This is a genomic window from Streptomyces sp. NPDC029292 (assembly GCF_055569295.1).
Map to the genome: position 1 here is coordinate 1 of NZ_JBVHXR010000047.1, position 24563 is coordinate 24563.

Annotated in this window: 19 protein-coding genes and 3 pseudogenes; 10 read left to right on the forward strand and 12 right to left on the reverse strand. The window is 68.2% G+C overall.

Going from position 1 to position 24563, the window contains the following annotated elements; translation table 11 throughout:
- Positions 1-280 precede the first annotated feature (280 nt).
- From ACZ4WS_RS47285 to ACZ4WS_RS47295, 3 genes are all read right to left on the reverse strand, one after another.
- Complete coding sequence (locus ACZ4WS_RS47285) at positions 281-580, reverse strand: PadR family transcriptional regulator (protein ID WP_467990333.1); 300 nt, start codon at positions 578-580, stop codon at positions 281-283.
- A 41-nt stretch (positions 581-621) separates the two neighbouring features.
- On the reverse strand, positions 622-1044 hold the full coding sequence (locus tag ACZ4WS_RS47290) for a hypothetical protein (RefSeq protein ID WP_467990335.1): 423 nt from the start codon (positions 1042-1044) through the stop codon (positions 622-624).
- Positions 1045-1292: 248 nt separating this feature from the next.
- Positions 1293-1703 carry a hypothetical protein gene (locus ACZ4WS_RS47295; protein ID WP_467990336.1) on the reverse strand — a complete coding sequence of 137 codons (411 nt, stop codon included), beginning with the start codon at positions 1701-1703 and terminating at the stop codon, positions 1293-1295.
- A 477-nt stretch (positions 1704-2180) separates the two neighbouring features.
- On the opposite strand from ACZ4WS_RS47295, the gene ACZ4WS_RS47300 reads away from it, so the two are divergent.
- From ACZ4WS_RS47300 to ACZ4WS_RS47315, 4 genes are all read left to right on the forward strand, one after another.
- Positions 2181-5912 carry a LamG-like jellyroll fold domain-containing protein gene (locus ACZ4WS_RS47300; RefSeq protein WP_467990337.1) on the forward strand — a complete coding sequence of 1244 codons (3732 nt, stop codon included), beginning with the start codon at positions 2181-2183 and terminating at the stop codon, positions 5910-5912.
- 115 nt (positions 5913-6027) lie between these two features.
- Positions 6028-12435, forward strand: coding sequence for an RHS repeat-associated core domain-containing protein (locus ACZ4WS_RS47305; protein WP_467990338.1), 6408 nt, complete (start codon positions 6028-6030; stop codon positions 12433-12435).
- Positions 12435-12692: a DUF7660 family protein gene (locus tag ACZ4WS_RS47310; protein WP_467990340.1), complete on the forward strand. Its 258-nt coding sequence runs from the start codon at positions 12435-12437 to the stop codon at positions 12690-12692. Before ACZ4WS_RS47305 ends, ACZ4WS_RS47310 begins: the two co-directional genes overlap by 1 nt.
- Positions 12693-12733: 41 nt before the next feature.
- On the forward strand, positions 12734-13105 hold the full coding sequence (locus tag ACZ4WS_RS47315) for a DUF4259 domain-containing protein (protein WP_467990342.1): 372 nt from the start codon (positions 12734-12736) through the stop codon (positions 13103-13105).
- Between the two features lie 227 nt (positions 13106-13332).
- Here ACZ4WS_RS47315 and ACZ4WS_RS47320 read toward each other — a convergent pair whose 3' ends face one another.
- The 3 genes from ACZ4WS_RS47320 to ACZ4WS_RS47330 all read right to left on the reverse strand — a co-directional run bounded on the left by ACZ4WS_RS47320 (position 13333) and on the right by ACZ4WS_RS47330 (position 16214).
- A complete protein-coding gene (locus tag ACZ4WS_RS47320) occupies positions 13333-15141 on the reverse strand; it encodes a tetratricopeptide repeat protein (RefSeq protein WP_467990344.1) in 1809 nt (602 codons plus the stop codon).
- Positions 15142-15305: 164 nt separating this feature from the next.
- Positions 15306-15683, reverse strand: coding sequence for a hypothetical protein (locus ACZ4WS_RS47325; protein WP_467990347.1), 378 nt, complete (start codon positions 15681-15683; stop codon positions 15306-15308).
- Between the two features lie 171 nt (positions 15684-15854).
- Entirely contained in the window at positions 15855-16214 is a 360-nt protein-coding gene (locus tag ACZ4WS_RS47330; protein ID WP_467990365.1) for a Tn3 family transposase, read from the reverse strand.
- 132 nt (positions 16215-16346) lie between these two features.
- Between ACZ4WS_RS47330 and ACZ4WS_RS47335 the strand changes: the two genes are divergently transcribed.
- Positions 16347-16625: a hypothetical protein gene (locus ACZ4WS_RS47335; protein WP_467990348.1), complete on the forward strand. Its 279-nt coding sequence runs from the start codon at positions 16347-16349 to the stop codon at positions 16623-16625.
- Between the two features lie 48 nt (positions 16626-16673).
- Positions 16674-16865: pseudogene (locus tag ACZ4WS_RS47340) on the forward strand (transposase); the annotation flags it as partial.
- A 38-nt stretch (positions 16866-16903) separates the two neighbouring features.
- Here ACZ4WS_RS47340 and ACZ4WS_RS47345 read toward each other — a convergent pair.
- Positions 16904-17185, reverse strand: a complete 282-nt coding sequence (locus tag ACZ4WS_RS47345) for a hypothetical protein (RefSeq protein ID WP_467990367.1) — start codon at positions 17183-17185, stop codon at positions 16904-16906.
- Between the two features lie 392 nt (positions 17186-17577).
- Here ACZ4WS_RS47345 and ACZ4WS_RS47350 point away from each other — a divergent pair, with 392 nt between their 5' ends.
- Complete coding sequence (locus ACZ4WS_RS47350; RefSeq protein WP_467990350.1) at positions 17578-17895, forward strand: hypothetical protein; 318 nt, start codon at positions 17578-17580, stop codon at positions 17893-17895.
- A 61-nt stretch (positions 17896-17956) separates the two neighbouring features.
- On the opposite strand, the gene ACZ4WS_RS47355 is transcribed toward ACZ4WS_RS47350, so the two are convergent.
- On the reverse strand, positions 17957-19228 hold the full coding sequence (locus ACZ4WS_RS47355; RefSeq protein ID WP_467990352.1) for a hypothetical protein: 1272 nt from the start codon (positions 19226-19228) through the stop codon (positions 17957-17959).
- A gap of 243 nt (positions 19229-19471) precedes the next feature.
- Here ACZ4WS_RS47355 and ACZ4WS_RS47360 point away from each other — a divergent pair, with 243 nt between their 5' ends.
- Entirely contained in the window at positions 19472-20131 is a 660-nt protein-coding gene (locus tag ACZ4WS_RS47360) for an NADPH-dependent FMN reductase (RefSeq protein WP_467990354.1), read from the forward strand.
- A gap of 192 nt (positions 20132-20323) precedes the next feature.
- Here the strand turns inward: ACZ4WS_RS47360 and ACZ4WS_RS47365 are convergent, their stop codons facing one another.
- Both ACZ4WS_RS47365 and ACZ4WS_RS47370 read right to left on the reverse strand, forming a co-directional pair.
- Complete coding sequence (locus tag ACZ4WS_RS47365) at positions 20324-20740, reverse strand: HNH endonuclease (protein ID WP_467990356.1); 417 nt, start codon at positions 20738-20740, stop codon at positions 20324-20326.
- A gap of 236 nt (positions 20741-20976) precedes the next feature.
- Entirely contained in the window at positions 20977-21222 is a 246-nt protein-coding gene (locus tag ACZ4WS_RS47370) for an SbtR family transcriptional regulator (protein WP_467990358.1), read from the reverse strand.
- A 14-nt stretch (positions 21223-21236) separates the two neighbouring features.
- On the opposite strand from ACZ4WS_RS47370, the gene ACZ4WS_RS47375 reads away from it, so the two are divergent.
- The gene (locus ACZ4WS_RS47375; protein ID WP_467990361.1) at positions 21237-21893 is read left to right on the forward strand and encodes an MFS transporter; all 657 of its coding nucleotides are present in this window, start codon (positions 21237-21239) and stop codon (positions 21891-21893) included.
- Between the two features lie 169 nt (positions 21894-22062).
- A pseudogene (locus ACZ4WS_RS47380) lies at positions 22063-22357 on the forward strand (SDR family NAD(P)-dependent oxidoreductase); the annotation flags it as partial.
- A 621-nt stretch (positions 22358-22978) separates the two neighbouring features.
- On the opposite strand, the pseudogene ACZ4WS_RS47385 reads toward ACZ4WS_RS47380, so the two are convergent.
- Together ACZ4WS_RS47385 and ACZ4WS_RS47390 are read right to left on the reverse strand one after the other, a co-directional pair.
- Positions 22979-23729 (reverse strand): annotated as a pseudogene (locus tag ACZ4WS_RS47385) (IS701 family transposase); the annotation flags it as partial.
- Positions 23730-23811: 82 nt separating this feature from the next.
- Positions 23812-24306 carry a GNAT family N-acetyltransferase gene (locus tag ACZ4WS_RS47390; protein ID WP_467990363.1) on the reverse strand — a complete coding sequence of 165 codons (495 nt, stop codon included), beginning with the start codon at positions 24304-24306 and terminating at the stop codon, positions 23812-23814.
- Positions 24307-24563 lie beyond the last annotated feature (257 nt).

Below are 24563 nucleotides of genomic sequence, written 5' to 3' on the forward strand. Positions count from 1 at the left end.
GCCTGCTGCGGTTGCTCTTGCTTCCCACCTGGCACTACTTCCTCTGGAACCTCATGTCCCAGTCTCCAGGTGTCCACGATCAAGGGGAAGGTTCACCCGAGACAACTCCGCCAGATGATCTACTCCTCAGACTGCCGCTCACAACCAGCGCGAGCACGCCGACAAACGAGCACACCAGCCCTTTGACCTGTGGATTCAAGTTGGCGGAGGCTCAGCGAGGATGCTGTCCAGGGTGGGCGTTGCGCTCTGCACCGCGAGGGGGGTTAACGCCTTCGGGTCTTCATGATGCGCCTCCGTCGGCGGCGGGGCGGGCGGCAGCCCATCCGGGCAGGGGCTGTTTCCTGGACCTGTAGGCGCGCGCGAGAGCGTCGCGGGCCTGCACTGCGCCGTCGTGTGTGATGCGGTAGAAGTCGCGACGCGGACGTCCGGCCGTTTCGTGCACGGCCGGGTCCTCCCATCTGCTATCCACCCAGCCGGCCTGCTCCAGCCGGGCAAGGATCGGATAGATCGTGCCCGACGGCAGTCCCGCCAGCTCGCACAGCTCAGCGCCGTACCGCTGCTTGGCGGGGTCCTCCAGCAAAGCCCGCCCGAACTGCTCCCACCACCCGAAGAACCCGTCCTTCAGCGGCCCCGCAGACGCTCGACGAGGGCCTGCGCCTCCTTGACGGCGGTGAGGACCTCGCGGGTGGCTCCGCCTTGCTGCCGGGTCTGCTTGAGCGTTCCGGGGCCTGCCGCCGTCGGAATGGCAGTGGTGAAGAGGGCTTCCAGGCGCGAAGTGACGTTCGCGAGCGTGGTGTTGAGGTCTGGGTCAGAGGGTGTGGGTGCGCATCCCAGCTCGTACTGCATGGTCCGCAGGGTCGCGAGGTCTGCGGCGGTCGCGGCGCCGTCCTGGTCGGCGAGGGTCTGTGTCTGAACGTAGAGGCGGCGCAGGAGCTGCGACAGTTCGGTGAGGTCGGCGTGCTCGTGGTCGCGGCGGCGGTATCTGCGGAGCAGGGTCCATCCGGTGACGGCGATGCCGAAGCCGTGCGCCGGGGCAGGCCGCATCACAAGATCTCCGACAGAGCCGAATTACGCGACCGTCGACAGCGACCGCCCTCCGCACTTCGCCTCCTGCCCCGGCTGGCCTCCCCCGACCAGCTGGGGCTTCGCGTTGTCCCGCCGCGATCCGCCTACCGGGCGAGCGTGACAACTGCGGCCAGAGCCAAAATTCGAGATCGGCATCACGATGAGGCACTTGCATTTCCGCTTCCGTTGGAAGCTACCGAAACGGTCGCCGCATGGATCACGGCCGATCAGGCCACGGGAGGCTGCACCCAAGGCGCGAGGCGTTCCCCAGCGGCCAGCTCGCGCCAGTAGCGGAAGACGGTGCCCTGGACGATGTCGAGCTGCCCGGCAGCGATCAGGCAGGGGGCCCGATCCGGGCCGCCCGCGTCCGCTTCGAAGGCAAGGATGACAGGGGGCGTCTCCCCGACCTGATTGGCGACCAGCCGCACCTCGTCCGGCGTCGGTGCACGGAAGACAGGATGGTGGAAGCTGGCCGGGCACCTGACCAAGACCGGGTCGGCGAAGACCAGTTCCAAGTGATGGGCGTACGAGATGTCGTGCCCGGCACCCAGGCGCAACCGGCCCGCGTTCCACTCCACAACGTCCCAGTTCCACCAGGATCCCTCGGGAAGCTGGATCAGGACGTGGCCCTCGCTCATGCTCCGGACTCCGGGAGGACCAGGCCAAATGCGCGCAATCGGGGAAGGCAGACCTCCAAGCAGGCTTCCACCGAGGCTGCATCCGTCCGCACCAAGAGGTCCTCGTGGAACGGGGCTCCGCTCGCGACGATCGTCCATGGCTTCATGCCCTCGCGCATGCGTGAGTATGCGTGCCTGTTGGCGGGGCGGAGATCTGCCCCGCCAACGTCACCTGCCCCGCCGGAATGTGCTTGGTACCGCCGCCACCCCCTCCCTCTGTGCGGGTGCGAATTGTCCTGGATGGCAATGCTGAGGGAAACCTGTGTAGAGGAATTTTCCGGTCAAGTTCTTTAATTTTCGGGGCAGTTGAGACAGGTGAGCTCTTGCCTGATGCTGCGAGTAGCCCTACGGTCCCCCTCGGTCAAGCTGTGCGATCTTGGGGATGGGGCGGGGCTTGTGATCCGGGGTGGGGTGTGGCGTGCGCTGAGCGCGTTGCTCGTGTCAACGGCATTGATGTGTGGTGGGGTTCAGGCGGGAGGCACGGCCTTCGCGGCCGATACGGACCTCCTGGACGCCGGGGCGGTCGAGGCGGCGCGGTCGATGGCGTCGGCGCAGAAGTCGGAGCCGATGTCGAAGGCCGAGGCCTCGGCGAACGACGGAAGCTCGGAGTCCACGAAGGCGGCGCAGGACGCGCTCGTGTCGGCCGCGGCGACCGGTGCTCAGGTGGAAGTGCCTGAGCTGCGCACCGAGTACGCGACGACGTATGCGAACCCGGACGGGGTGTCCTTCACTCTGGAGGACTCCGCGGTTCCGGTGCGGGTGAAGGACGGGAACGGATGGACCACCCCCGATGCCACGCTGGAGGTGCGCTCGGACGGGTCGGTCGGGCCGAAGGCGGCCGCCGTCGGCCTGTCGTTCTCCGGGGGCGGGGACGGCTCGGACCTGGTGTCCGTGGCGCGGGACGGGCGATCGCTGTCGCTGGGGTGGCCCGGTGAGCTGCCGGAGCCGACCCTGGACGGGGATTCCGCGCTGTACAGCGAGGTCCTGCCCGGCGTGGATCTGAAGCTGACGGCGTCCGTCGAGGGCTTCCGTGAGGTGCTGATCGTCAAGACAGCGGAGGCGGCGGCGAGCGAGAAGCTGGCCGAGGTGTCGTTCGCGCTGGACACGTCCGGTCTGGACGTCCAGGAGACCACGACCGGTGGGATGCAGGCGGTGGACGGCGACGGTGTGTCCGTCTTCCGCTCGCCGCAGGCGCAGATGTGGGACTCGGCAGGCGATGCCGAACAGGCCTCCGACAGCGCGCAGTTGATGACTGCGGAGAGCGAGGAGAGCGAGGAGGCCGACGCAGCCGAGGAGACCGAGGACGGCGCCTCGACGGCCGACGGTTCGGACGGCCCCTCCGACGGCTCCGCGATCGCGCTCCTGCCGCTCGACGTCTCCGATGACGAGCTCTCCCTCACCCCGGACGCGGACCTGATCGAGAACGCCACCTACCCGCTCTACATCGACCCCACCGTCACCTGGTCCGAAGCGGAGCGCACCCTGCTGCGCAGTGACGGCTACGCCGACTACGCCTGGACCAACGGCGATGACGACGAGGGCAAGGGCATGGGGTACTGCGGTACCTATGTCACCGGCGGCTACTCGTACTACTGCGGCTCGGGTTACAAGCAGCGCCTGTACTTCGAGTTCTCACCCACCTCGCTCAAGGGCAAGCAGGTGCTGGACGCGACCTTCCGGGTCACGGAGACGTGGTCGATGTCGTGCACCGCTTCGTGGGTGAACCTGACCCGCACGAACGGGATCTCGTCCTCCTCCGACTGGCCCGGCCCGACCTCCCTGGACCTGATGGTCGACCGATACGTCTCCGCCGGCCGAGGCAGCGCCTGTGACCCCTCGCAGCCCAACGCGGCGATCGAGTTCAACGACAACGCGGAGGAGACGAACGAGAACCTCACCTCCACGGTGAAGAACTTCGCCGCCGGCAAGTATTCCCGCCTCCCGCTGATGCTGCGCGCGACGGACGAGTCCGACCCGAACTCCTGGAAGCGGTTCATGAACGACGCCGTACTGTCGGTGAAGTTCGTCGGACTGCCCGCGACGCCGACCGGGATCGGCATCGTCACGGGCGAGGGCACGGTCTGTGAGACGGACTCGGGTGACCCGGCGATCGTCTCCGACCCGACGCCGTCGCTGGCGGCGACCGCGCAGACCAAGTCGGGCGGCGAGTCCGACGCCAGCCTGCGGGTCTACTTCGACATCGACAAGCAGGACAGCGACGACGACACCTGGTCGGACGCCACGGCCGGAAACGGCAATCTGCGCCCCGCCGAAGGCGACGGCTACGTCGGTGACGGCAAGAAGGTCACGATCACCTGGTCCACGCTGAGCGAGGACGTGCTGTACCGGTACCGGGCGTGGACCCGCTCGTACTACAACGACGGTGACAGTTGGCTGTCCGGCTCCTCGAACGCCTCCACCACCGGGTGGTGTTACTTCCAGGTGGACCCGACGCGTCCGTTGAAGCCGACGATCGCGATCGCGTCACCGTACTCGGAGTGCACGGCGAACGCCTGTGCCTCGGCGGGTGGTCCGGGGATCGCGGCGTCGTTCACGTTCACCGCGGCGGACGGGGACGAGAACGTGGCCTACCAGTACAAGCTGTCCACGGACACGGCCTGGTCGTCCGCGATCAGCGGCAGCAAGGTGACCACGTCGGTGACCCCGGACGCGGAAGGCACGTACCGGCTGTACGCGCGGGCCAAGGACAGCCTGGGCCGCTGGGGTGCGCAGAACCTGATCGACTTCAAGGTGTCCGACGGTGAGGCACCGCAGGCCGAGTATCACTTCGACGAGGCGTCCGGGTCCGCGGTGGACTACGGCACCGGCGTGGACGCGGACGAGGATACGCTCGTGCTGTCGGCCTCCGGAGCCTCGCGTGACGGTCGCGGACGCCGGGGCACGGACGCGGACACCGGTGTGGAGGACATGAGCCTTCTCCTGGACGGCAGTTCGGGGTACGCGGCCACGGACGGTGCGGTGCTCGACACCAGTGGTAGCTACACCGTGTCGGCTTGGGTGCGCCTCGACGACCTCACCAAGCCGCAAGTGCTCCTCGCCCAGAGCGGCTCGCTCCACAGCCCGTTCTATGTGCTCTACAACGCCACCACCGGCAGGTGGGGCATGGCCACGGTCAGTTCGGACGACAGCTCCGCCACCGCCTCCTATTCCTACATGGCCGCGCCCACGGCCGCGAACAGGTGGACGCATCTCACCTTCGTCAACAACGCCACCACCAAGACGATGCGACTGATCGTCAACGGCGAGTGGTACATCGAGAAGACGGCCGCCGGCGGCTGGAGTTCCTCGGGGAACCTGCAGATCGGGCGTGGGCTGTTGGACGGGGTGTACCAGTACCCCCTGGACGGCAGCGTGGACGAGGTGAAGGTGTGGCAGCGGGCGCTGAGCTTCTCCGAGATCGCCCGGGATTCGCGTGCGCTGAACCCGACGACGGGTGACCAGTACGCCGAGCTGACCGCGGACTGGGACGCGTCCACGGCCGCCGCCGGAGCCACGACACTGACGGACGCCTCCGGCTACGGGCGGACCCTGACCGTCTCCGGTGGCGGTGCCACGGACGGCGAGGCGATCGTGCTGGACGGCACGGACGACGCGGCCTCCTCGGACGGAGCCGTGGACGACACGGGTTCGTTCACCGTGACGACCGTGGTCAGTCCCGACCTGGAGGCGCTCGCCGCGAAGGGCACGGGCTACGTCGCCCAGGTGGTCGGCAAGCGTGACAAGGACTCTACGTCCAACTGGGGCATCTTCTTCGAGGTGACCGGAAAGTCGACGGTCGCCGTCGAGACCAGCGACGGCGACATCGTGGAGAAGACCGTCGCCACCGGCCTATGGCACTTCGGCCGCTACAACGACGACGGCACCTTCACCTCGCAGGTCAGCGAGGAGGCCACCACCGACAGCGGCGACGTCCGGATCACCGGCGTCTACAACGCACAGAACAGCACGGTGGCCCTGTACCTCAACGACAACCTGCAGTACACGACCGTGTCCTATGCGACGGACTTCGGGGCGGAGGCCCTGGCCGTGGGCAACGGCTACACCGCCGGCGCCTGGGGGCACTGGCTGCCGGGGGCGGTGAGCGAGCTGCGGTTGTGGGCCGGGGCGGCTTCAGACACCGACCAGATCAGCTCACTGCTCGGCGAATAGACGGACAACGGCTGCTGAGCGACGGTGTTGCGCGCCGTCGCCCGGCAGCCCCATGGCAACAACTCCTTGATCTTTTCAGGTGCTACGGGGTGAGGGCGACGACGTGGGTAATGGCATGAGCACATCATCGAGACAACGGGGTGGACTGGTCGCCGTCACCGCGACTCTGGTGGCCTCACTGCTGACCCCGGTGGCCTTCGCCGCCGACGCGGACCCGCTGGGGCGGCTCGCCACCCAGAAGGAGCGGGTCAGCAAGGTCCAGGAGGTCACCGGCCTCGGCGCAAAGAAGGCCCGGGCGAAGGTCGCGGACGGAAAGGCCGAGAACCAGGCCCAGGCCAAGTGGGCCCGTGCCGAGCAGGACGCCGCGTGGCCGAAGGCCGGCGAGGCCTCGCTGGACCTGACCGGCGGCCGGGCCAAGGCCGCACCGGGCGGACTCCCCGTCACGCTCACCCCGCAGAAGGACTCGGCAGCGTCGGCCACCGTCGAGGTGCTGTCACGAAAGGCGACGAAAGCGGCCGGCGTCACCGGTGTCCTGCTGACTGTGTCCGGCGCGGGCGATGCCGCAGTCTCCCTGGATTACGGCGAGTTCGCCTCCGTCTATGGCGGCGGCTGGTCGGGTCGCCTCCGCCTGGTGGAGTTGCCGGCGTGTGCGCTGACGACGCCGGAGAAGGCGAAGTGCCGTACGCAGACGCCGCTCGACTCCAGCAACGACATCAAGTCCCAGGAGCTGTCGGCGACGGTCGAACTGACCGGCGACGCAGGCGTGTCCACCCAGCTCGTGCGTGAGGCGAGCACCGCCGAGGCGACGGTCCTCGCCGTGACGGCCACCTCCGGTGAGTCCGCGTCCGGCTCCGGCGACTACACGGCCTCCCCGCTGTCGCCCTCGTCGACCTGGTCGGCGGGCGGTTCCTCCGGCTCGTTCACCTGGTCGTACGACATGGAGGTACCGCCGGCCGCCGCGGGCCCCGTGCCCACCCTGTCGCTGTCGTACGACTCGGGCAGCGTGGACGGCAAGACGGCGTCGACGAACAACCAGGCCACCCAGGTCGGTGAGGGCTTCGACCTGACGTCCTCCTACATCGACCGCAGTTACGGCAGTTGTGACGAGGACGGGCACGACGAGAAGTACGACCAGTGCTGGAAGTATGACAACGCTTCCCTGGTCCTGAACGGCAAGTCGACCGAGCTGGTCAAGGACGACACCAGCGGTGAGTGGCGGCTCAAGGACGACGACGCGTCCACGGTCACGCACTCCACCGATGCCGACAACGGCGACAACAACGGCGAGTACTGGACGGTCGTCACCGGCGACGGCACCAAGTACGTCTTCGGTCTCAACAAGCTGAGCGGCGCGGGGGACGAGCGCACCAACTCGGTGTGGACGGCCCCGGTGTTCGGCGACGACGACGGCGAGCCGTGCTACGACTCCACCTTCGCGTCGTCGTACTGCACGCAGGCCTGGCGGTGGAACCTCGACTATGTCGAGGACACGCACGGCAACGCGATGACGTACTGGTACACCAAGGAGTCCAACTCCTATGCCAGGAACGGCGCTTCGACCGCCACCGCGACCTACACGCGCGGCGGCTACCTGACGAAGATCCTCTACGGGCAGCGTTCCAGCACCCTGTTCACCGCGGACGCCTCCGGCAAGATCACCTTCGACTACAGCGAGCGCTGCACCGCCGACGACTGCTCGGACCTGACCGACGACACCTCCGACAACTGGCCGGACGTGCCCTTCGACGCGATCTGCGCGGCGGACGCCGACTGCGAGGAGAACGCCTCCCCGGCCTTCTTCACCCGCAAGCGCCTCACCTCCGTCGACACCTACGTGTGGTCGACGTCGAGCAGCGCGTACACGGCCGTGGACTCGTGGAAGCTGACCCAGGCGTTCCTCGACGGCGGTGACATCGGCGACACCTCCGACCAGACCCTGGTCCTCAAGTCCGTGACGTACACGGGCAAGAACGGCGACGACATCTCGCTGGACCCGGTCACCTTCACGTACCAGATGCGGGAGAACCGGGTCGACGCCACCGACGACATCCTCCCGCTGACCCGCCCCCGCATCGAGACGATCACGTCCGAGACCGGTGCGATCACGGACGTGACGTTCTCGGAGCCGGAGTGTGTGCGCGGCTCGAACATGCCCGCCGACGAGGACGACAACAGTCTGTCCTGCTACCCGTTGTACTGGCACATCAACGGGGCGACCGAGGCGTCGATCGACTGGTTCCACAAGTACCGGGTCACGGCGGTGTTCGAGGCCGACCCGACGGGGCAGAACGAGGCGGTCTACCACTCCTACGACTACTCCGGCCCGGGCTGGCACTACAACGACGACCCGCTGACCTCCTCCGACGAGCGCACTTGGTCGCAGTGGCGCGGCTACCGCAAGGTGACGGCGTACACGGGCAGTTCGGATGTCACGCAGTCCAAGTCGGTGTCGCTGTACCTGCTGGGCATGGACGACGACAAGACGTCCTCGGGCACCCGCTCGGTCACCGAGGCGGGCATCGAGCCGAGCGGCCTCACGGTGGCCGACGTCACGGACTCCGACCCGTACGCCGGGTTCCTGCGCGAGCAGATCACCTACGACGGATCGACACCCGTCTCGGTCACGGTCAACGACCCATGGAAGTCCAAGTCGGCCACACAGCACAAGAGTTACGCCGACACCGAGGCCTACTTCGTCCGCACACAGAAAACCGCCACGTACACCTATCTGACGGGCACGTCGAGTTGGCGTACCGCCTCCTCGGAGACGACGTACGACGACTACGGCATGGCGGTCACGGTCCAGGACAACGGCGACACGGCCGTCGACGACGACCAGACCTGCACGCGCACCTGGTACGCGCGCAACGACTCCCTCGGCATCAACTCCCTGGTGTCCCGCACCCGTACGGTCGGCCGGGTCTGCTCCGCCGCCGAGACCGACCTGTCGCTGCCCACGAACAGCGACACCCGCGGGGACGTCCTCTCCGACAAGGCGACCGTCTACGACAGCACCTCCGCCACCGCCTGGACAACGTCCCAGACCCCGACCAAGGGCGACGCGAACTGGGAGGGCCGCGCCACCGCCTACCCGGCCTCGGCCACCAGCGGCGAACGCCACCCCAGCACCTGGCAGACCACCGCCAAGTCGACCTACGACACGCTCGGCCGGGTCCTCACGGCCGCCGACGCGGCTGGCAACACCACGACCAACGTCTACACCCCCACCGCCGCCGGTCCGCTGACCCGTACCAAGGTCACCAACGCGGCCGGGCAGTCGGCGTACACCTACGCGGACCCGGCCACCGGTCAGTCGGTCAAGATCTACGACGTCAACCTGAAGAAGACCGAGCTGACCTACGACGCGCTCGGCCGGCTCACTGGGGTCTGGAAGCCCAACCGTTCCAAGGACGCGGGTCAGAGCGCCAACAGCAAGTTCGCGTACTCGGTCGGCAACGACGCCGCGCCGTGGACCTCGACCTCCACCCTGAAGGCGGACGGCACGTCGTACGACACGACGTACACGATCTATGACGCGCTGCTACGCAAGCTTCAGGTCCAGTCCCCGGCGGCCACCGACGGACGCCTGCTCACCGACACCCGGTACGACACCCGCGGCCTGGCGTACGAGACGTTCAGCGACATCTACGACACCACCAGCGAGCCCAACGGCACGTATACGCGGGCCGAGTACGGCGAGTCGCCCAGCCAGACCGAGACCGTCTACGACGGCGCCGGCCGGGCGACGAAATCCACGTTCCTGATCGGCGGGGTGGAGCAGTGGTCCACCACGACCTCGTACACCGGGGACTCGACCGCCATGACAGCCGTGGAGGGAGGATCGGCGACCCGGGTCTCCACCGACGCCCAGGGCAGGACGACCGAACGCCGTGAGTACGCGGGGACTTCGCCGACCGGCAGCACCTATACGTCGACCGCCTACACCTACACCCGGGACGGGCTGAAGAAGACCGTCACGGGCCCGGACGGCGAGCAATGGTCGTACGGCTACGACCTGTTCGGCCGTCAGACCTCGGCGACCGACCCGGACACCGGCACGGCCACGACCACCTACACGGCTCTCGACCAGACCGAGACGACCACCGACGCGCGCGGCCAGAAGCTGCTATACGCCTACGACGGCATCGGCCGTACGACAGGTGTGTGGCAGACGTCGAAGACGGACGCGAACAAGCTGACCGCGTACGCCTACGACACCCTGGCCAAGGGCCAGTTGGACTCCACGACCCGCTATGTGGGCGGCACCTCGGGCAAGGCGTACACCGACGCGGTCGTCTCCTACGACAACCTCTACCAGGTCACGGAGTCGACCTTCAGCCTGCCGTCCGACGACGCGCTGGTGACCTCCGGCGCGATCGCGTCCAAGGTGACGTTCAAGAAGGACTACAACGTCGACGGCACCGTCGCCTCCTCCTACGAGCCGGCCGCCGGCGGCCTGGGCGACGAGTACGTATCCACCACCTACACCGACTCGGCCCTGCCCAAGACCGTGTCCGGAACGTCGAGTTACCTGCTCGGCGCCTCCTACTCGGCGCTCGGTCAGATCGAGCAGTTCACGCTCGGCGCGTCCGCGGCCGCCAACTCCCCGAAGGCGTACGTCACCAACACCTGGGAAGAGGGCACCAATCGCCTCACCGAGTCCCATGTGACGACCACGGCGCACGCCTACATGCTGCAGGACCTCCAGTACGGCTACGACGACGCCGGCAACGTCCTGTCGATCTCGGACCCAACCACGCTGGGCGGCACCAGTGAGGCCGACAACCAGTGCTTCGCATACGACGGTTACCGCCGACTGACCGAGGCCTGGACCCCGAAGACGGCCGACTGCGCCACCTCCGGCCGCACCACGGCCAACCTCGACGGGGCCTCGCCGTACTGGACGTCATACACCTATTCCGACGCGGGCCTGCGGCAAACGGAGACCGAGCACACCGCGACCGGGTCGACGACCCAGACGTACTGCTACGACTCCCAGCGGCTCCACGCCCTCCTGTCGACCACGATGAGCGGCAACTGCCTCACGGCAGCTCAGGAGTACGACTACGACGATACGGGCAACACCACGACCCGGCCCGACGGTTCGGCCACCCAAAGTCTGACCTGGAGCAGCGAGGGCAAGCTCGCCACGCTGACCGAGAGCGCCGACACCACCGGCTACCTCTACGACGCCGACGGCAACCTGTTGCTGCGCCGCAACGCGAAGGGCGAGAGCGTCCTGTACCTCGGTGCCACCGAGGTCCACTACGACGCGGCGACCGGCGACATCTGGGGCCAGCGGTACTACACGGCGAGCGGCACCACGATCGCCGTACGCACCAACGAGTCCGGCACCGAGAGGCTGTCCTTCCTCTCCGACGACGCGCACGGCACCTCCACACTTGCCGTGGCCGCCACCGATCTGGCCGTCACCAAGCGGTACTTCACGCCCTTCGGTGAGACCCGCGAAGGCGGCACCGGCACCTGGACGGACGACAAGGCGTTCCTCGGCATGACCGTGGACGACGACACCGGCCTCACCCACGTCGGCGCACGCGAGTACGACACGTCGATCGGCCGGTTCATCAGCGTCGACCCGATGCTCACGCTCGACCAGCACCAGTCACTCAACGGCTACAGCTACGCCAACAACACGCCGGTGACCCAGTCGGATCCGACCGGCCGTGAGTCCTGCTACCCGCACTTCTGCTCGGGCAGCAACGGCACGTACGGCGACTACAAGGCCGAGAACGACCCGGCGTCCGACAAGTACGACGGCTCCAGCCACGACAGCGTCACGACCACCACCACGACCACCACGAGCCTGTACAACTGCCTGTGCGGGGTCATCTCCCCGACTCCGTACTTCGACCCCGCCTGGGCCAACGACCCGGAGATCCGGAACTGGGCGAACAGCAACCAGAAGGGCCCGCTGGCCAACGCCCTCTACGGTGTCGGCCTGCCCATCACCACCGCTCTCGACTGGGTCAGCGCCCTCTTCACACCCGCCTGCATCGTGCAGGACGAGTGCCTCACCGACAAATACAAGGCCTGGGGCAAGGAACACGGGTTCAATCCCGACTCCAACTCTGCCGGGGTCGGCGCGGCGGCCGGCAGCTTCATCGGACCGCTGGGCAAGGGCGGGGGCGGAAGCAAGGGCAAACCGGGTGCGCCGAAGCCGGGACCGGTGGGTGGTCTGCCGGCGAACGGGACGATCTCGCCCAAGGCCGTGCGGTTCTCGCAGGATAGTATCGGCGCGAAATTCAGCGACGGGAGGTCGGTCGCCGAGGTCGTCGACGACCTGAAGGCCGGCCGCACCAGCGCCGATGACATTCCCCCCATTCGCATCTTCGAAAGGGACGGAAAGAAGTACACCCTCGACAACCGCAGGCTCTATGTGTTCCAGCAGGCCGGTGTAAATATCCGGTTCCAGCGCGCCACGGCTGCCGAAGTGGAGAACCAGGGGTGGAAGTTCACCACCCAGAACGACGGAGCGTCGATCATAGTGAGGGGCAGCAAATAGTGGCGAGTCTGGCGGAGAACGCGCGCGAGGTGCGCACAAGAGAGGACCTGGTGGCCTTCCTGCGCCTGGCCGCCGAGGACGTCACCGCGAGCCCGGAGGGTTGGGAGAACGTCTCCCTCCCCGCCTTCCTCGAGGCCTGGGCCGCCTGGCTGAACGACTGCCCCGGGTGGTTCGCGAACCACGGGCAAGAGGTTCCCGAATCGCCGAGCTGGAAGTTCGTCGGAGACATGGTGATGGCGGCTCGGGTCTACGAGTGAGGCTCCTCGTCATCGCCGCGAGGAACTGACGAGGAAGTGACGTGGGAACCTGGGGCCCCGGGCCGTTCGACAACGACACCGCAGAGGACACCCTCGACGAGCTGGACGCCCTGTCCGAGCGGTGCCGGACGGAGAAGCTGGAGTCCGTCTTCCGCTCGGCGGTGCGCGGAGCGGGGGCACCCTCCGCCGCGGTGCTGCCGGAAGAGGTGATCGTCGCCACAGCGGTGGTCGCGGTCAACACACCGGCCGGCGCGGGCGTCGACTGGAACGAGGGCTACCCGTCGATCACCGGCTGGCCGACCCGGCCCATTACCTCCTTCGTGGAGCCCGGTTCGGGTTCGCGGCCTCCAGGGCCGGTAGGACTTCTTGCCCCTTCCCTTCCTCGCTCCATACAAGCCTCGCCAGAGACTTAAAACGATGGTTGAAGGAATCAGTGTGACTACTCGCAACACGCTCCGGGCCCTGGAGGCGCTACGGGGATCCACCACGGGGATGCTGGAGGACGAGGACCCGGTGCTGGCGTCTGTCCGCCGGGTGGCGGAGGACGCGGAGCAGGTGGCTCGCGCGCGGGCGGACGGCTACGAGGGCCGGGAGATGCGCCGGCTGACGGATCGCCTGTGGGCCTACGGCGTCACCGCGCTCAACAGCTGGATGCGGGCCGGGTCGATCGCCAAGAAGGTGCGGCGTCGGACTGGCGGTTGGCCTCGTTCTCGCTGGAGGGCGGCCGCCAGCACCTGTACGACCAGGACACGCGGTTCGCCCTCGCGGTGGAGAGGGTCCTTCTCGCTCTGCCGGAGTTCGTCAACGTCGCCATGCGCGAGCAGCGGTGGGATCCGCACCACGGCGAGAAGTTCGCCGGAGCGTGATCCGGGCCGAGCACCCGCAGCGCGTGATCCAGCAGCTGCTCGTACGCGGCGGCGGCCCCTGCCGCATCCCCCGCCTCCCCCCGCCACTGGGCCAAGTTGTTCCGGATGGTGAAGGTGCCGGGGTGGTCCGGTCCCAGCACCCGCAGCGCGTCGTCCAACAGCTGCTCGAACGCGGCGGCGGCCCCTGCCGCATCCCCCGCCTCCCCCCGCCACTGGGCCAAGTTGTTCCGGGCGTTGAGGGTGGCGGGGTGCTCCGGGCCCAGGCGGTCGCGAGCGGTGGTTGCCAGGTGCTGGTAATGGTCGCGGGCGGCGGCGGTCTGGCCGCTTTCCCCAAGGCTAAGTCCGGTGCGGAAGAGCACTGCGTGGGGGACGGGCCGGTACAGGGCTTCCTCGGCGGTGCGGGTGAGGGCGGTGGCGTTAGCGCGCAGGGCCTGGGCGAGGGCGGTGTCGCGTTCGACGTCGGGCCAGGCGGCGCTCAGGGCGTCGGCGGCGGTGAGGGCGAGCCGGTCGCGCTGGTCGGGGGTGAGGGTGTCACGGGTGGCACGCTGGATGAGCTGGTGGACGCGCACAGCCCGGTGGGCGACGTCGGGCGTGAGGTCGATGAGGCTGAGTCGGTGCAGGGCCCGCAGCGCGAGCACGGCGTCCTCGGCCGAGACCGGCGCCGGCTGGTGGGTGCTGCCCGTGCCGGTGGGGGTGCGATGCTCGGTGACGTGCGCAAGGGCGGGCTGACTGGTGAGGACCGTAGCGGGGATGCCGTTGGGGTCGAGCAGGGAGGCCAACTGGAGCATGGGGCGGGCCAGGCCCGCCGGGCGGATCTGGTTGGCACGTTCGATGGACAGGGACCAGGTGGCGGCCACGGTGGCGGTCTGGTCGTCGGGTAGCGCGCCGGGCTCCGGCAGCAAGTCGGCCAACTTCCTCAGCCGGTCGGCCAGCAGCTCTCGGTAGGAGGCACAGGTCAGGTCCGCGTCGATGATGTAGGCGGCGGCCTGGGCCAAGGCGAGAGGCAGATATCCCAGGTCCGCGGCGAGGCTGTTGATCTGGTCGGTCGGCTCGTGGCGGTCGTGCGCGGCAAGTACGGCGGTGAAGTAGGCGGAGGCGTCCTGGGGGGTGAACAAGCCCACGGTCACCCGGCGTCGGCCGGCGCCGGTCAAGGCGGCCTCGCGGCGGCGCGTGGTGACCAGGACACGGCCGCGCGGGCTGGCGGGCGGCCACCAGCCACGTATATCGGCAGGATCCGCGACGTCGTCCAGTACGACCAGCCACCTGCACGGCTTCTGGCCGGCTTTGGGCTCCAGCCAGGCCAGGAACGCCCGCGCGGACTGCTCCGGGTCGCTGGGGTCGGCGGCAAGGACCTCTACGCCGGCCTGCGCGTAGCCGGCCGTGATCGCTGAGCGGCTGCTCGCGCTGATCCACACCAGTACGTCGATCCCGCCGCTGTCCCAGGCGGTGCGGGCGTAGTCGGCAGCCAGCTGGGTCTTGCCTACCCCGCCGGTCCCGGTCAGTACCTGGCTGAGCACCGCAGTACCCCCGCTGTCGACCGCCGTCCGCAACTGGTCGACCTCGGCCCGGTGCTGGAAGGACAAGGCGCGGGGCGGGAGTACGCCGACTTGGTGCGGCCAGGCGGCCGGTGTGCGGGGCCGGGCGTGGTGGTGGACTTGCTCGGCGTAGCCGACGGCGATGCTGCCGTGGTCGGCGAAGATGCCGCTGATGTTGTGAGTCGGCGCGGCCGAGGCGGTACCGGGTGCGCTCAGTCCTGGTGCGGACCCGGCTGGGAAGGGTTTCCCAGTGTCACATTCCCCATGGTCACAGCGGCAGCGGACCCGTGGTCGGCGCGGACGTCCACGTCCCCGCCAACGGCCAGCCCACTCTGGCCGGCCGACACACTGCTGTGGGAGGCCTGTTGTACCAGCAGGGTGCGCAGCTCATCCGCGACCCGGGCCCGCTCGATGTCCTCCAGACTTTCCAGCAGGGCCTCGATCCGGCCCTGCCACGCTGCCTCCTGACGGATGCGCACCCGCTCCACCTCGGCCGACCGAGCCGCCTCCAGCTCGCCCGCGGTCTGATCGAGGCGCTCCAGCTCGGCGTGCTCGCGCTGCGGATTGCCCCGGCCGAACCAACGAGCCACCTACTGGCGTATCCCTGTCCATGCGTCTGTGCCTGCGGCCTGCACCACCGCAGTGCCTCCCGCCGCAGCCAGCGCAGTCATTGCCTCCGACAGCATCCTCGCTCTTCCCTCTGAGAGATCAGTCCGGAACTGGGGCACGCACCACACCGGTGCCTTCAACACGTCACTCCATCAGACACGCGCCCCAGTTGTCCCTGGTTCCGTCAAGAGAGCGGCCGTGGCACGGGGGCCGGGCACCGTACCTGGGGTGAGATTCAGCCGGGCGTCCATGTCGAGGTTCACCTCCCCGTACGGCCGGACGTGGGACCAGAACAGCGGGGTCAGACCGCGCCGGTCGGCAGGCGTGAGGAGGTCGGCCCACTCCGGTTCGCCGAGGATGTCCTGGAGCATCAGGGTGTTCACGAAGACCAGCGCGGACTGGAGAATGCGCAGGCACAGCACGAACATTCCCTGCTCGTCGCGCCGGTTCGAGGCGATCTCCCCGCCCTTGCCGTTGGCGATCACGGAGTTCGCGCCGTTGGAGGACTCCATCACGTTCAGGCCCTCCTCGATCTCCCGCGCGCGAAGCTGGACACTCTTCTATCGAATCCGGCGTCGCTGCCGATGCCTTCGCCCGCGGGACCGACAGCGGACGCCTACTTCGCCGGACCCGATGGGAGGGCGATGATCGAGGACATCCTGAGAAACCTGGCGGCCGTCCTCGCGCTCGACGGGCAGCTCCTGCTCGTCCACACCTCCCTGGCGAACCTCGCGAAAACCTACCGCCTCGCCGAGGAACTCAACCTCCAGATAAGCACCATCGCCAACCGGCGAGTGCCCTTTCGCCCCTTCTACGATCGCACCCACATCGACCATCTAGGCGGAATCAAGCTCGGGCTCTACATCCTCGAAGGGCAGGAGTCCTACGAGACCCTCCACCTACTCCGCATCGCACCGGCGTGAACGGGACTCCCACCGACACACATCGGCATCCGATCTCGGGCAGCCGCCATGGACGACCACGAGCCCGCTTGCACTCGCCGGCTCGGCGGCGCCGACCTGCCCGAAGTCCGCCAGCCCGCCTGCACCTGCGCCCGCTGGTGGCCGGAGACCGAAGCGTTCCCCCACACCGGCATCAGCAACACCAAGAACGAAGGGACCAACCGCGTGATCACGTTCGTCGGACGAGCCGCCTACGGCTTCCGCAACACCACCAAACCAGCGACTACGCGCACGCTGCGTCACCACCCGCCGAGCCCGCGGGCACCTCCGCACCGCATAACTTCGAAGACCCCCTGTGTGCTGATCGCAGACACCGCGTTGACCCAGAACCGGTTGCCGCTGCGGCGCACGATCGGGGTCCGCCCCCGCTCGCCCCAGGCGCGGCCGGTGACCTGGTCGGAGCGGATGCCCACCTGGCCGGCGAAGAGTGCTTCGGCAGCCTCGGCCTTCGCCCGCGCGCGGGAGGGCTGGCCAGGTCTCCTCCCGTGCGCGCGCACCGCCGGCGCATCGGGTGCACTCACCACAACGAGATGCGCCCGCGTACGCGCTTGCCGAAGCCAACGACCATACGCCGCCCATGATTTCGCACACTCTCCGCCACGCTCCACACAACGAGAGCCAGATCCCGTTCTCGTGAACATCAGCATCGCCCCGAATCGGATACCTCCCGAGACGGTGAACAACTGCTGCCGAGACACGTCAAAAAGCCACCCGTGTCCAGGATTCGGGGTCAGGGCCCCGCTCTGCACTCGGCCTAACCCTGGACGACCCGACACTGAACGAAGGGCCCATTCCCGCCTCTGCGAGAAGAGCCCTTCGCGTTCCATGTGTTGTGCGACGCGTGCGTGGGGGTGTCGGTTGCGAGTGGGGCGGCTGTGGCAGCCTGCCTGCCAACCGGCATCGGAGCCCCGCCATGCCCGCTGAACAGTACGGACGCTGGATCAGCGCCGCCGACACTGCCGACTTCGCGCAGGACGACTCTCCGGCTGCGGCGCTCTCACTCGCGTGCCTCCTGCACGCCTTCAATGAGGTCTCCCAGGGGGTCGGGCCGGGCCCTGCCGCCGAGGTGCTGACCATCTCCGGCCCGGACGGGTCCGTGCCCGGCCAGTTCGCCGCCGACGCCGAGGACGCGGAGATCCTGGCCAAGCGCGTTCACGAGATGTCCGCCGACCGGTACGGCCCGGTCTTCGCCAAGGACCTGGAGCGCCTCGTGCGTAGGCACCAGCAGTAGGCTCCCTCAGGCGCCAGATGGTCGCTGTGCGACCAGGCCGCCGGCTCCCACGGCCGGCTGCTCAAAAGAGTTGGCCCAGGACGTGTTGCCAGTTGCTGACAGTCTCAGCGAGTTGGGTCGATGTGCCGGCGGCAGCGGTGATCGCGGCCATGGCCGCCCTGGCACGACTGAGCCTGCGGGGTTCGTCGGGTGCGGCCGCTGCGTCGGCGACGTCGGCGAGGTTGTCAAGGAGTTGGGCACGCAGGGTCTCGGCGAGCCCTGGGTCTTGCTGGATGGCCTCGGCCAGGGCGCGGATGGCAGCCGCGGTGTCCGTGTCTCCACGGTCGGCGACGGTGTTGATGCTCGTGCCGATGCTGAGGACCGTGTCGGCGACGGAGACGTTGCTGTTGTGCACGTCACCGATCGCGCCGACGTTGCCGTAGACGGTGACCGGGTCTCGCCGCTTGCCCTGCCCGGAGTCCTCCGCATACTTGGGCATGAGTTCCAGCACCTCCGCAAGGTAGTTGACTGCGATCGCAACATAGGCCGAGTGGATGCGCGGATGGATCCCGGCTGCAATCTTCTGATACTGCGGGTTGGTCCCCAGATCATTCATGCCTGCCCAACGTCCGCCGGCGAGCACTTCCACATCCTCGAACCCCCAGGTCGCCGCCTGATATCGCTGGGAGACCTCTGCTGTGAGGAATGGGGCAAGCGAGGACTCGAAGTGCTCGCTCAACGCGGACTCCCGTTCGAAGGACTCGCTGAACGGAGGCACCCGCACTGAGCCAGGCCATCCCCCCGCCCGTGCCGCCTCGTACTGCTTGACGCCCTCGTCTATGAGCGCCGCGAGCCGCTCGGCGACTGTCTCCGCAACCACGTCCTCGCGGAGCCGCGCGAACTTGGGCGGATGTTGAACCGGGAGCAGGGCCGGGCGTGGAACTGACCTTCCCAGGTTGTTCGCGAGCGTGACGAGCCCCTTGTGAAGCTCGCTGAGGATCGGCCACACCTCGCTCTCCGAAGCCTTCAGAAGCCACCCGAGCCCCGGCCCTGTCTGGTCTAGCACTTTATGCACTGGCCAGACCGCCTTGCTGATCCCGCCGTCCCATCCGCCGACCTGAGGATGAATGAATTTCGTCAGGATCCACGACGTCTCGCCGCTCCACGAGGCGATGTCTTCCATGAGGTCTACCGCTTCCCTCGTGGACCGCCGCAGCCTTCCCCGCTCCAGGAAAGGGTGCACGGCCTTCGCACGAGCGCGCGCCTGCTTGGCGATGCGCGGTCCGAACTCCGGCACAGCCTCGCTGATCATCCGGCGCGCGGCGTCGGGATCGGGTAACGCAGGGTGGCTCATGTGGTCATCATGGCCTCGCCCCACCGGGCGCGGCAATGAGTCCGAGTGTCGGCAAACGATCGTCTGCCGACACTCAGGACCGTGATCACGAACCCGCCGGTGGGCAGTGTCGACAACTCGCGTCGGAAATCAACGTCGGAGAATGGTCCACTGCTCAGGAGCCGCAGTGTGTCGTCTCGTGCGGCAGACCCGGGCTGGGGAAAACTGGATGCCGGACAACCGCCCGGCGAAAGGGACCGCACGATGACCACGGACGCTCAGCCGGCTCCCGTTCGGGTCCTGGTATTCGGCGCTGCACTGCGCGCCGGGTCCACCAACGTGCAGCTCGCCTCGCTGGCGTCGAACCTGATCGCCGAAATCGGTGCCGAGGTCGACGTGGCCAGGATGCGGGATTTCGACATGCCGCTGTACGACGGGGATGTGGAGGACTCCGAGGGGCTGCCCGCCGGTGCCCTGGCCCTGTGCGAAAGGATCAAGCGCTGCGATGCGTTCGTGATCTCGTCGCCCGAGTACAACGCCTCCGTTCCAGGACTGCTGAAGAACGCCATCGACTGGGTCTCCCGGGTACGGCCGCAGCCTTTCAAGACCAAGCACGCGCTGCTGCTCTCGTCCTCCCCGTCGATGATCGGCGGCAACCGCGGCCTGTGGGCGCTGCGGGTCCCGCTGGAGCACCTGGGGACACGGGTCTACCCCGACATGTTCAGCCTGCCCCGCGCACACGAGGGCTTCACCGAGGACGGCCGACTCGCCCACCCCGGCTCCCAGGAGCGGCTCGCCGAGACCATCTCCGGGTTCATGCGGCTGGTACGCGCCGACGTGGAGTTCGTGTGCCTGCAGCGCCGCTGGTACGAGTTCCCCGGCGATCGCACCGACGCACCGGTCACCCACCGGACCGAGGACTGAACGGGTTTGCTGACCTGCCAATCGGAGTGACAACAGGCCTGCCTATGTGACGCCTATCGTGCGTCGGCTCAACACGCGGTGTGGTCGGGTAGCCGGATCACGTGGCCGTGACTCGGCTCCCTCAGAACCGGACGTGCACCTTTCAGCGCATCCGGCTCAAGCAAGCCCCGAGGGCTTCGCAGGTCAGCAGGGTTATGTGGCCCGTTCGCCGTCGCCAGCGTGATGCTGGCGGTGGCATTCGGAGTGCATGAGGCGAAGGTTGTTCCGCTCGTCCGTGCCGCCGTCCCGCCGGTAGGTGAAGTGATGCTTGTGGAGCATCTTCTTCGAGGCCGCGAACCAGTTGATCCACTCACGTGGGCTGTCCGGTTCGTACTCGGCTCCGACGATCAGCGCCTGCTTGCAGAGAGGACAGAGCCCTTGCTGCCTCACCGCCAGGAGGAGACTCGTCTTGTCCATCGGCGGCGGCGTTTTCCTGCGGCGGCGGTCCCGCCAGTACTCGGTCAACGCAGGGTCGTCCGGGGACGCTCCGCCCGTGACGAGCTGGTGGCGGACGATGCCGGTCCAGGCGAATTTGATGAGGAAGGCGCCGCTGTCGCGGTCGCCGAACACCCACCGGTCTCGCCGGGACGGGTGGAACTGGCCGAAGCGGACGGTGGCTGCGGTAGCTGTCGGCGATCGTCGTAATGCGGCGGAGCCGAAGTGGGACGGTCTCCAGACATTCGGGCCTATCTCATAGCTCGGCGCGTGCGGCGTGTGTTGCCGGCATGGGCGGGATCTCCGCTGCGGGACGATCCGGCGGTCCGTTGCCTGGTGGCCTGCAGGATGTGACGCGTCGGGTAACGGTGTCACTTTCGGTTGGCACTCAGGCCGTCCAGCGTGAGGTCGAGGAGGCGTTCGGCCTGGGCGCGTTGGTCGGGCTTTCCGGAGGCGAGGGCGATGCCGGTCAGGGCTGCGAACATGTCGGTCGCGCTGATGTCGGAGCGGATCGTTCCGGCGGTGACGCTGGCGTCCATGAGCGAGGTGAGTGCTTCCAACGTCATTTCCCCGCTGTGCGCGTAGGGGTTGACGCCGGACTCGACGACGGCCCGCATTCGCCGTGCTGGCCGTGACCGAACGCCGTGTCACCCGCCCACTCCTTCGGCCGTACCTGCTCCGCAGCCGGCGGAGGCTCAGTGGACTGGCGATCGTCACCCTGGTCTTCGGCTCACAGATCTCGACGTTCTTCCTGGTCATCCAGTACGTCCAGCAGGTACTCGACTTCAGCCCCCTGGAGGCCGGCCTCGCATTCCTGCCGATGACCGTCGGCATCTTCGCCCTCTCCCGTGTCACCCCCCGCCTAGTGGGACGCTTCGGACAGGCACCGCTGCTCATCCTGGGCACCCTGGGACTGACCAGCAGCTTCGCCTGGCTCAGCAACGTCGGCACCTCCAGCAGCTACTTCCCGGCCGTCTTCGGCCCCCTGCTGCTCAACGGCGTCGCCGCCGGCCTGACCTTCATGCCCGCGGCCTCCCTGGTCGTCGGCGACGTCAAGCCCGAGCACGCCGGATCCGCGTCCGGTCTGCTCCAGACCACCCAACAGCTCGGCGGCGCGATCGGACTCGCCGTGGTCGTCTCGGTGTACGCCGCAGGCGCCGTACCCGGCGCGTTCGTACCCGGCGCACACGCGGCATTCCTGACCACCGCGGCATTCACGCTGCTGGCGTTCATCGTCACCGTGCTGGCGGTACGCCCCAGCCGGAACAAGGTCCCCCAAAGCGCCTGAAGCACAACAGGAGTTGCCCATGGCGCCGCACCCGGCGCGGCGCCGGCCACCCGTGCAAGCGGAACACCGCTTCGAGGTGCGACACATCCCAGCCCGTCCAGCCATCAAGCACCTCACGCGGCGCATGCCGACTGGACGAATCTTCCAACCGAAACGAACGGAAAATCCCATGAATGGAATCGAAGGCAAGGTCATAGCCATCACCGGCGCGGGCGGCGGAATCGGCGCGGCAACCGCGGTACTGCTCGCCGAGCGCGGCGCGAAGGTCGTGCTCGGTGACCTCAGCATGGACAGCCTGGAGGCCGTGTCGGCCCGCATCACGGACGCGCCTGGGCGAAGCCGTCTCCGCCCGGGCGGACGTGACACGACACGAGGACCTGGTCGGCCTCGTCACCCTGGCGCGCGAGCGGTACGGGAAGCTCGACGTCCTGGTCAGCAATGCCGGAGTAGGACCGATCTCCCCCTCGACGAGCTCGACTCGCGCAGCGGTGATGCCACCACACCACGCTGACCAGCCGTGGACGGGGCCTGCGGCAACGCGGTCGGAGCCATGGTCGGGTGAGCCGGGGCATGGTCGGGTCCATGGTCGAGGTGCATCCATGAGCCCGACCACGATGCGGGTCCCCGTCGGTTGGGGCGGCGTAGCCACCCGGGTGGCCGACCGGCCGGGTGGAAGGCAGCGGCACGGCCCGCCACCGATGACGCCTCTTCCCCTCGGCTGGTGCGTGGGGAAGAGGCGTCGCCGTCTCCCGGTGGCTTGCCCACGGGGGCTGATCTGCGGGAACGGCCGGTGTCCGGTGTGGGGGGGGCCCACCTTCGGTGCAACCTTCGGTCCCCTACTGGAGGCAACCGTCCAGCCAACGGTTCAGCCCCCTGTCGGTGCAACCCTCGCGGTGGCCGGGGCGGGCTGCGGCAGGCGAGGCGCGGGCCAGGCCGGGTCCCATCGCCAGGATGTCCAAGCGGCGGCGTCGGCGAACGGGCAGCGCCGACGATGGCCACTCCCCGGTTCCTGTGGCTGGACCTGACCCGAAAGTGCCAGCTCGAATGCGTCCAGTGCCACAACGACTCGGGGCGGATGGGACGCACGGCACCTTCGCGGCCAGGGCATCCGCGCGGAACTTCCCCGCGCCGGTGGTGGCTTCATGTGAGCAGGCGACGGCGAGCACGTAGCCGACCTGGCGCTCTTACAGCGCGGAGCACAGCTTTGGGTTGCCGCCGTAGACCTCGTCTGCCGCGGCGACCCAGCCGGCGCGGTGCCCGGCATCGAAATCGGCCGATCATGCGGGCGGCCAGCTCCGGCTTGGTCGCGAAGACGGTGTCCTCGTCCAGGCCCGCGGCTCGGCAGCGATCTGGGTCGCGCGTCCAGGAGTGCGGTATGTACAGCTCCCGGTCCACCGCCGCGTGCCCGCGCAGTCCCGCGTAGACGAGGTAGACAGCGACTTGCGCGTTTTCGATCCTCCCGGCGGTGCCGGTGTACTGGCGCTGGACGCCGACGGTGTGCGTGCCCTTCTTCACGTCCCCGGTCTCGTCGACCACCAGCACTGCACCCTCGTCGTGCAGATGCTCCAGGACGTACTCGCGCACGTCATCGCGCACGGCGTCGGCATCCCATCGGGCCCGGCCGAGCAGGTGCTGCATGCCGTCCGGGGTGGCCTCTCCGGCCCACTCGGCGATGCTCCAACAGTTTTTGCGTGGCAGGTCCGACAGCAGCCCCAGCATCAGATCCCGTACCCGACGCCGGGGTTCAACCCGGGCGAACCGGCCGGCTATCCGGCTCATCAGGCCCTCGAACGCTTCCTGCCAGCGAGCAGGGTCCACGCTGTGACCTGCGGCCATCGCAAGATCGTTAGTCTTCACACACCGATGATCAGCGGTGGCCGCAGCCTTCCCGCAGCCGACCCACGAGCAAGATCAAGGTCTATGGCTGGAGGTCGCGCTGGTACCAAGTGCCTGACTTGCCGCCGAGATCGGCCGGGGTGGCAGGGCCAACCGGGACGAACCCGGCCTTGGCCAAGACTTTCTGGGACGCGGCGTTGTCGTGGGAGGTGGCCGCCCGCAGTGTGAGTAGGCCGTGCATCGCTGTCGCCATCCGGCACAGCTCCCGGACGGTCGCGGTCGCCACGCCGCGGCCGGCGACCCGCTCCGCGACCCGGTAGCCGAGTCTGGCAGTGCCGTCCTCCAAGTCGTACAGGTTGAACCTGCCGAGTACCGAGGCGTCCTCGGCGACGAGCACGTAGAAGGCGCAGATGCCGGCCTCCTGCTCGGCCAGCGAGGCGTTGTACCGGTCGGTGAACTGGTCGAAGAAGTCGTCGCCGCGGTCGGAGATCGAGGCAGCGAAGTAGGTGCGGTTCGCCAGCTCGAAGGCCAGGACCGCCGGGGCGTGGCCGGCATGCAGCCGCTTCAGCTCGGGCATCGCCCGACTCTACCCAGATCGTGCGCTGAGGCCACCTGAGTTTCCGCCAGTGGCAGACAGCCCCAAGACCAGGGCGCATAACGATCTACGGCTGGAGTACTAAGAACGGCTAACACAATGAGGTGTATCGCCGCTGACAGCCGTGCCTGATTGGCGAGTTGGATTCAGCGGATTCTTGCGAGGAGCCCCGGGGCTTCAGCCCCGGGAGGAATCGCATCTTGAGGTGAGCGACGCGGAGTGTCGCGGTGTCGTGACCG

Excerpts from the sequence above, each read along its gene's own strand:
- ACZ4WS_RS47330 (WP_467990365.1), bottom strand. The coding sequence starts at position 16,214 with ATGGAGTCCTCCAACGGCGCGAACTCCGTGATCGCCAACGGCAAGGGC.
- ACZ4WS_RS47335 (WP_467990348.1), top strand. The coding sequence starts at position 16,347 with ATGATCGAGGACATCCTGAGAAACCTGGCGGCCGTCCTCGCGCTCGAC.
- ACZ4WS_RS47355 (WP_467990352.1), bottom strand. The coding sequence starts at position 19,228 with ATGAGCCACCCTGCGTTACCCGATCCCGACGCCGCGCGCCGGATGATC.
- ACZ4WS_RS47390 (WP_467990363.1), bottom strand. The coding sequence starts at position 24,306 with ATGCCCGAGCTGAAGCGGCTGCATGCCGGCCACGCCCCGGCGGTCCTG.
- ACZ4WS_RS47350 (WP_467990350.1), top strand. The coding sequence starts at position 17,578 with ATGCCCGCTGAACAGTACGGACGCTGGATCAGCGCCGCCGACACTGCC.
- ACZ4WS_RS47295 (WP_467990336.1), bottom strand. The coding sequence starts at position 1,703 with ATGAGCGAGGGCCACGTCCTGATCCAGCTTCCCGAGGGATCCTGGTGG.
- ACZ4WS_RS47360 (WP_467990354.1), top strand. The coding sequence starts at position 19,472 with ATGACCACGGACGCTCAGCCGGCTCCCGTTCGGGTCCTGGTATTCGGC.
- ACZ4WS_RS47305 (WP_467990338.1), top strand. The coding sequence starts at position 6,028 with ATGAGCACATCATCGAGACAACGGGGTGGACTGGTCGCCGTCACCGCG.
- ACZ4WS_RS47290 (WP_467990335.1), bottom strand. The coding sequence starts at position 1,044 with ATGCGGCCTGCCCCGGCGCACGGCTTCGGCATCGCCGTCACCGGATGG.
- ACZ4WS_RS47370 (WP_467990358.1), bottom strand. The coding sequence starts at position 21,222 with ATGCGGGCCGTCGTCGAGTCCGGCGTCAACCCCTACGCGCACAGCGGG.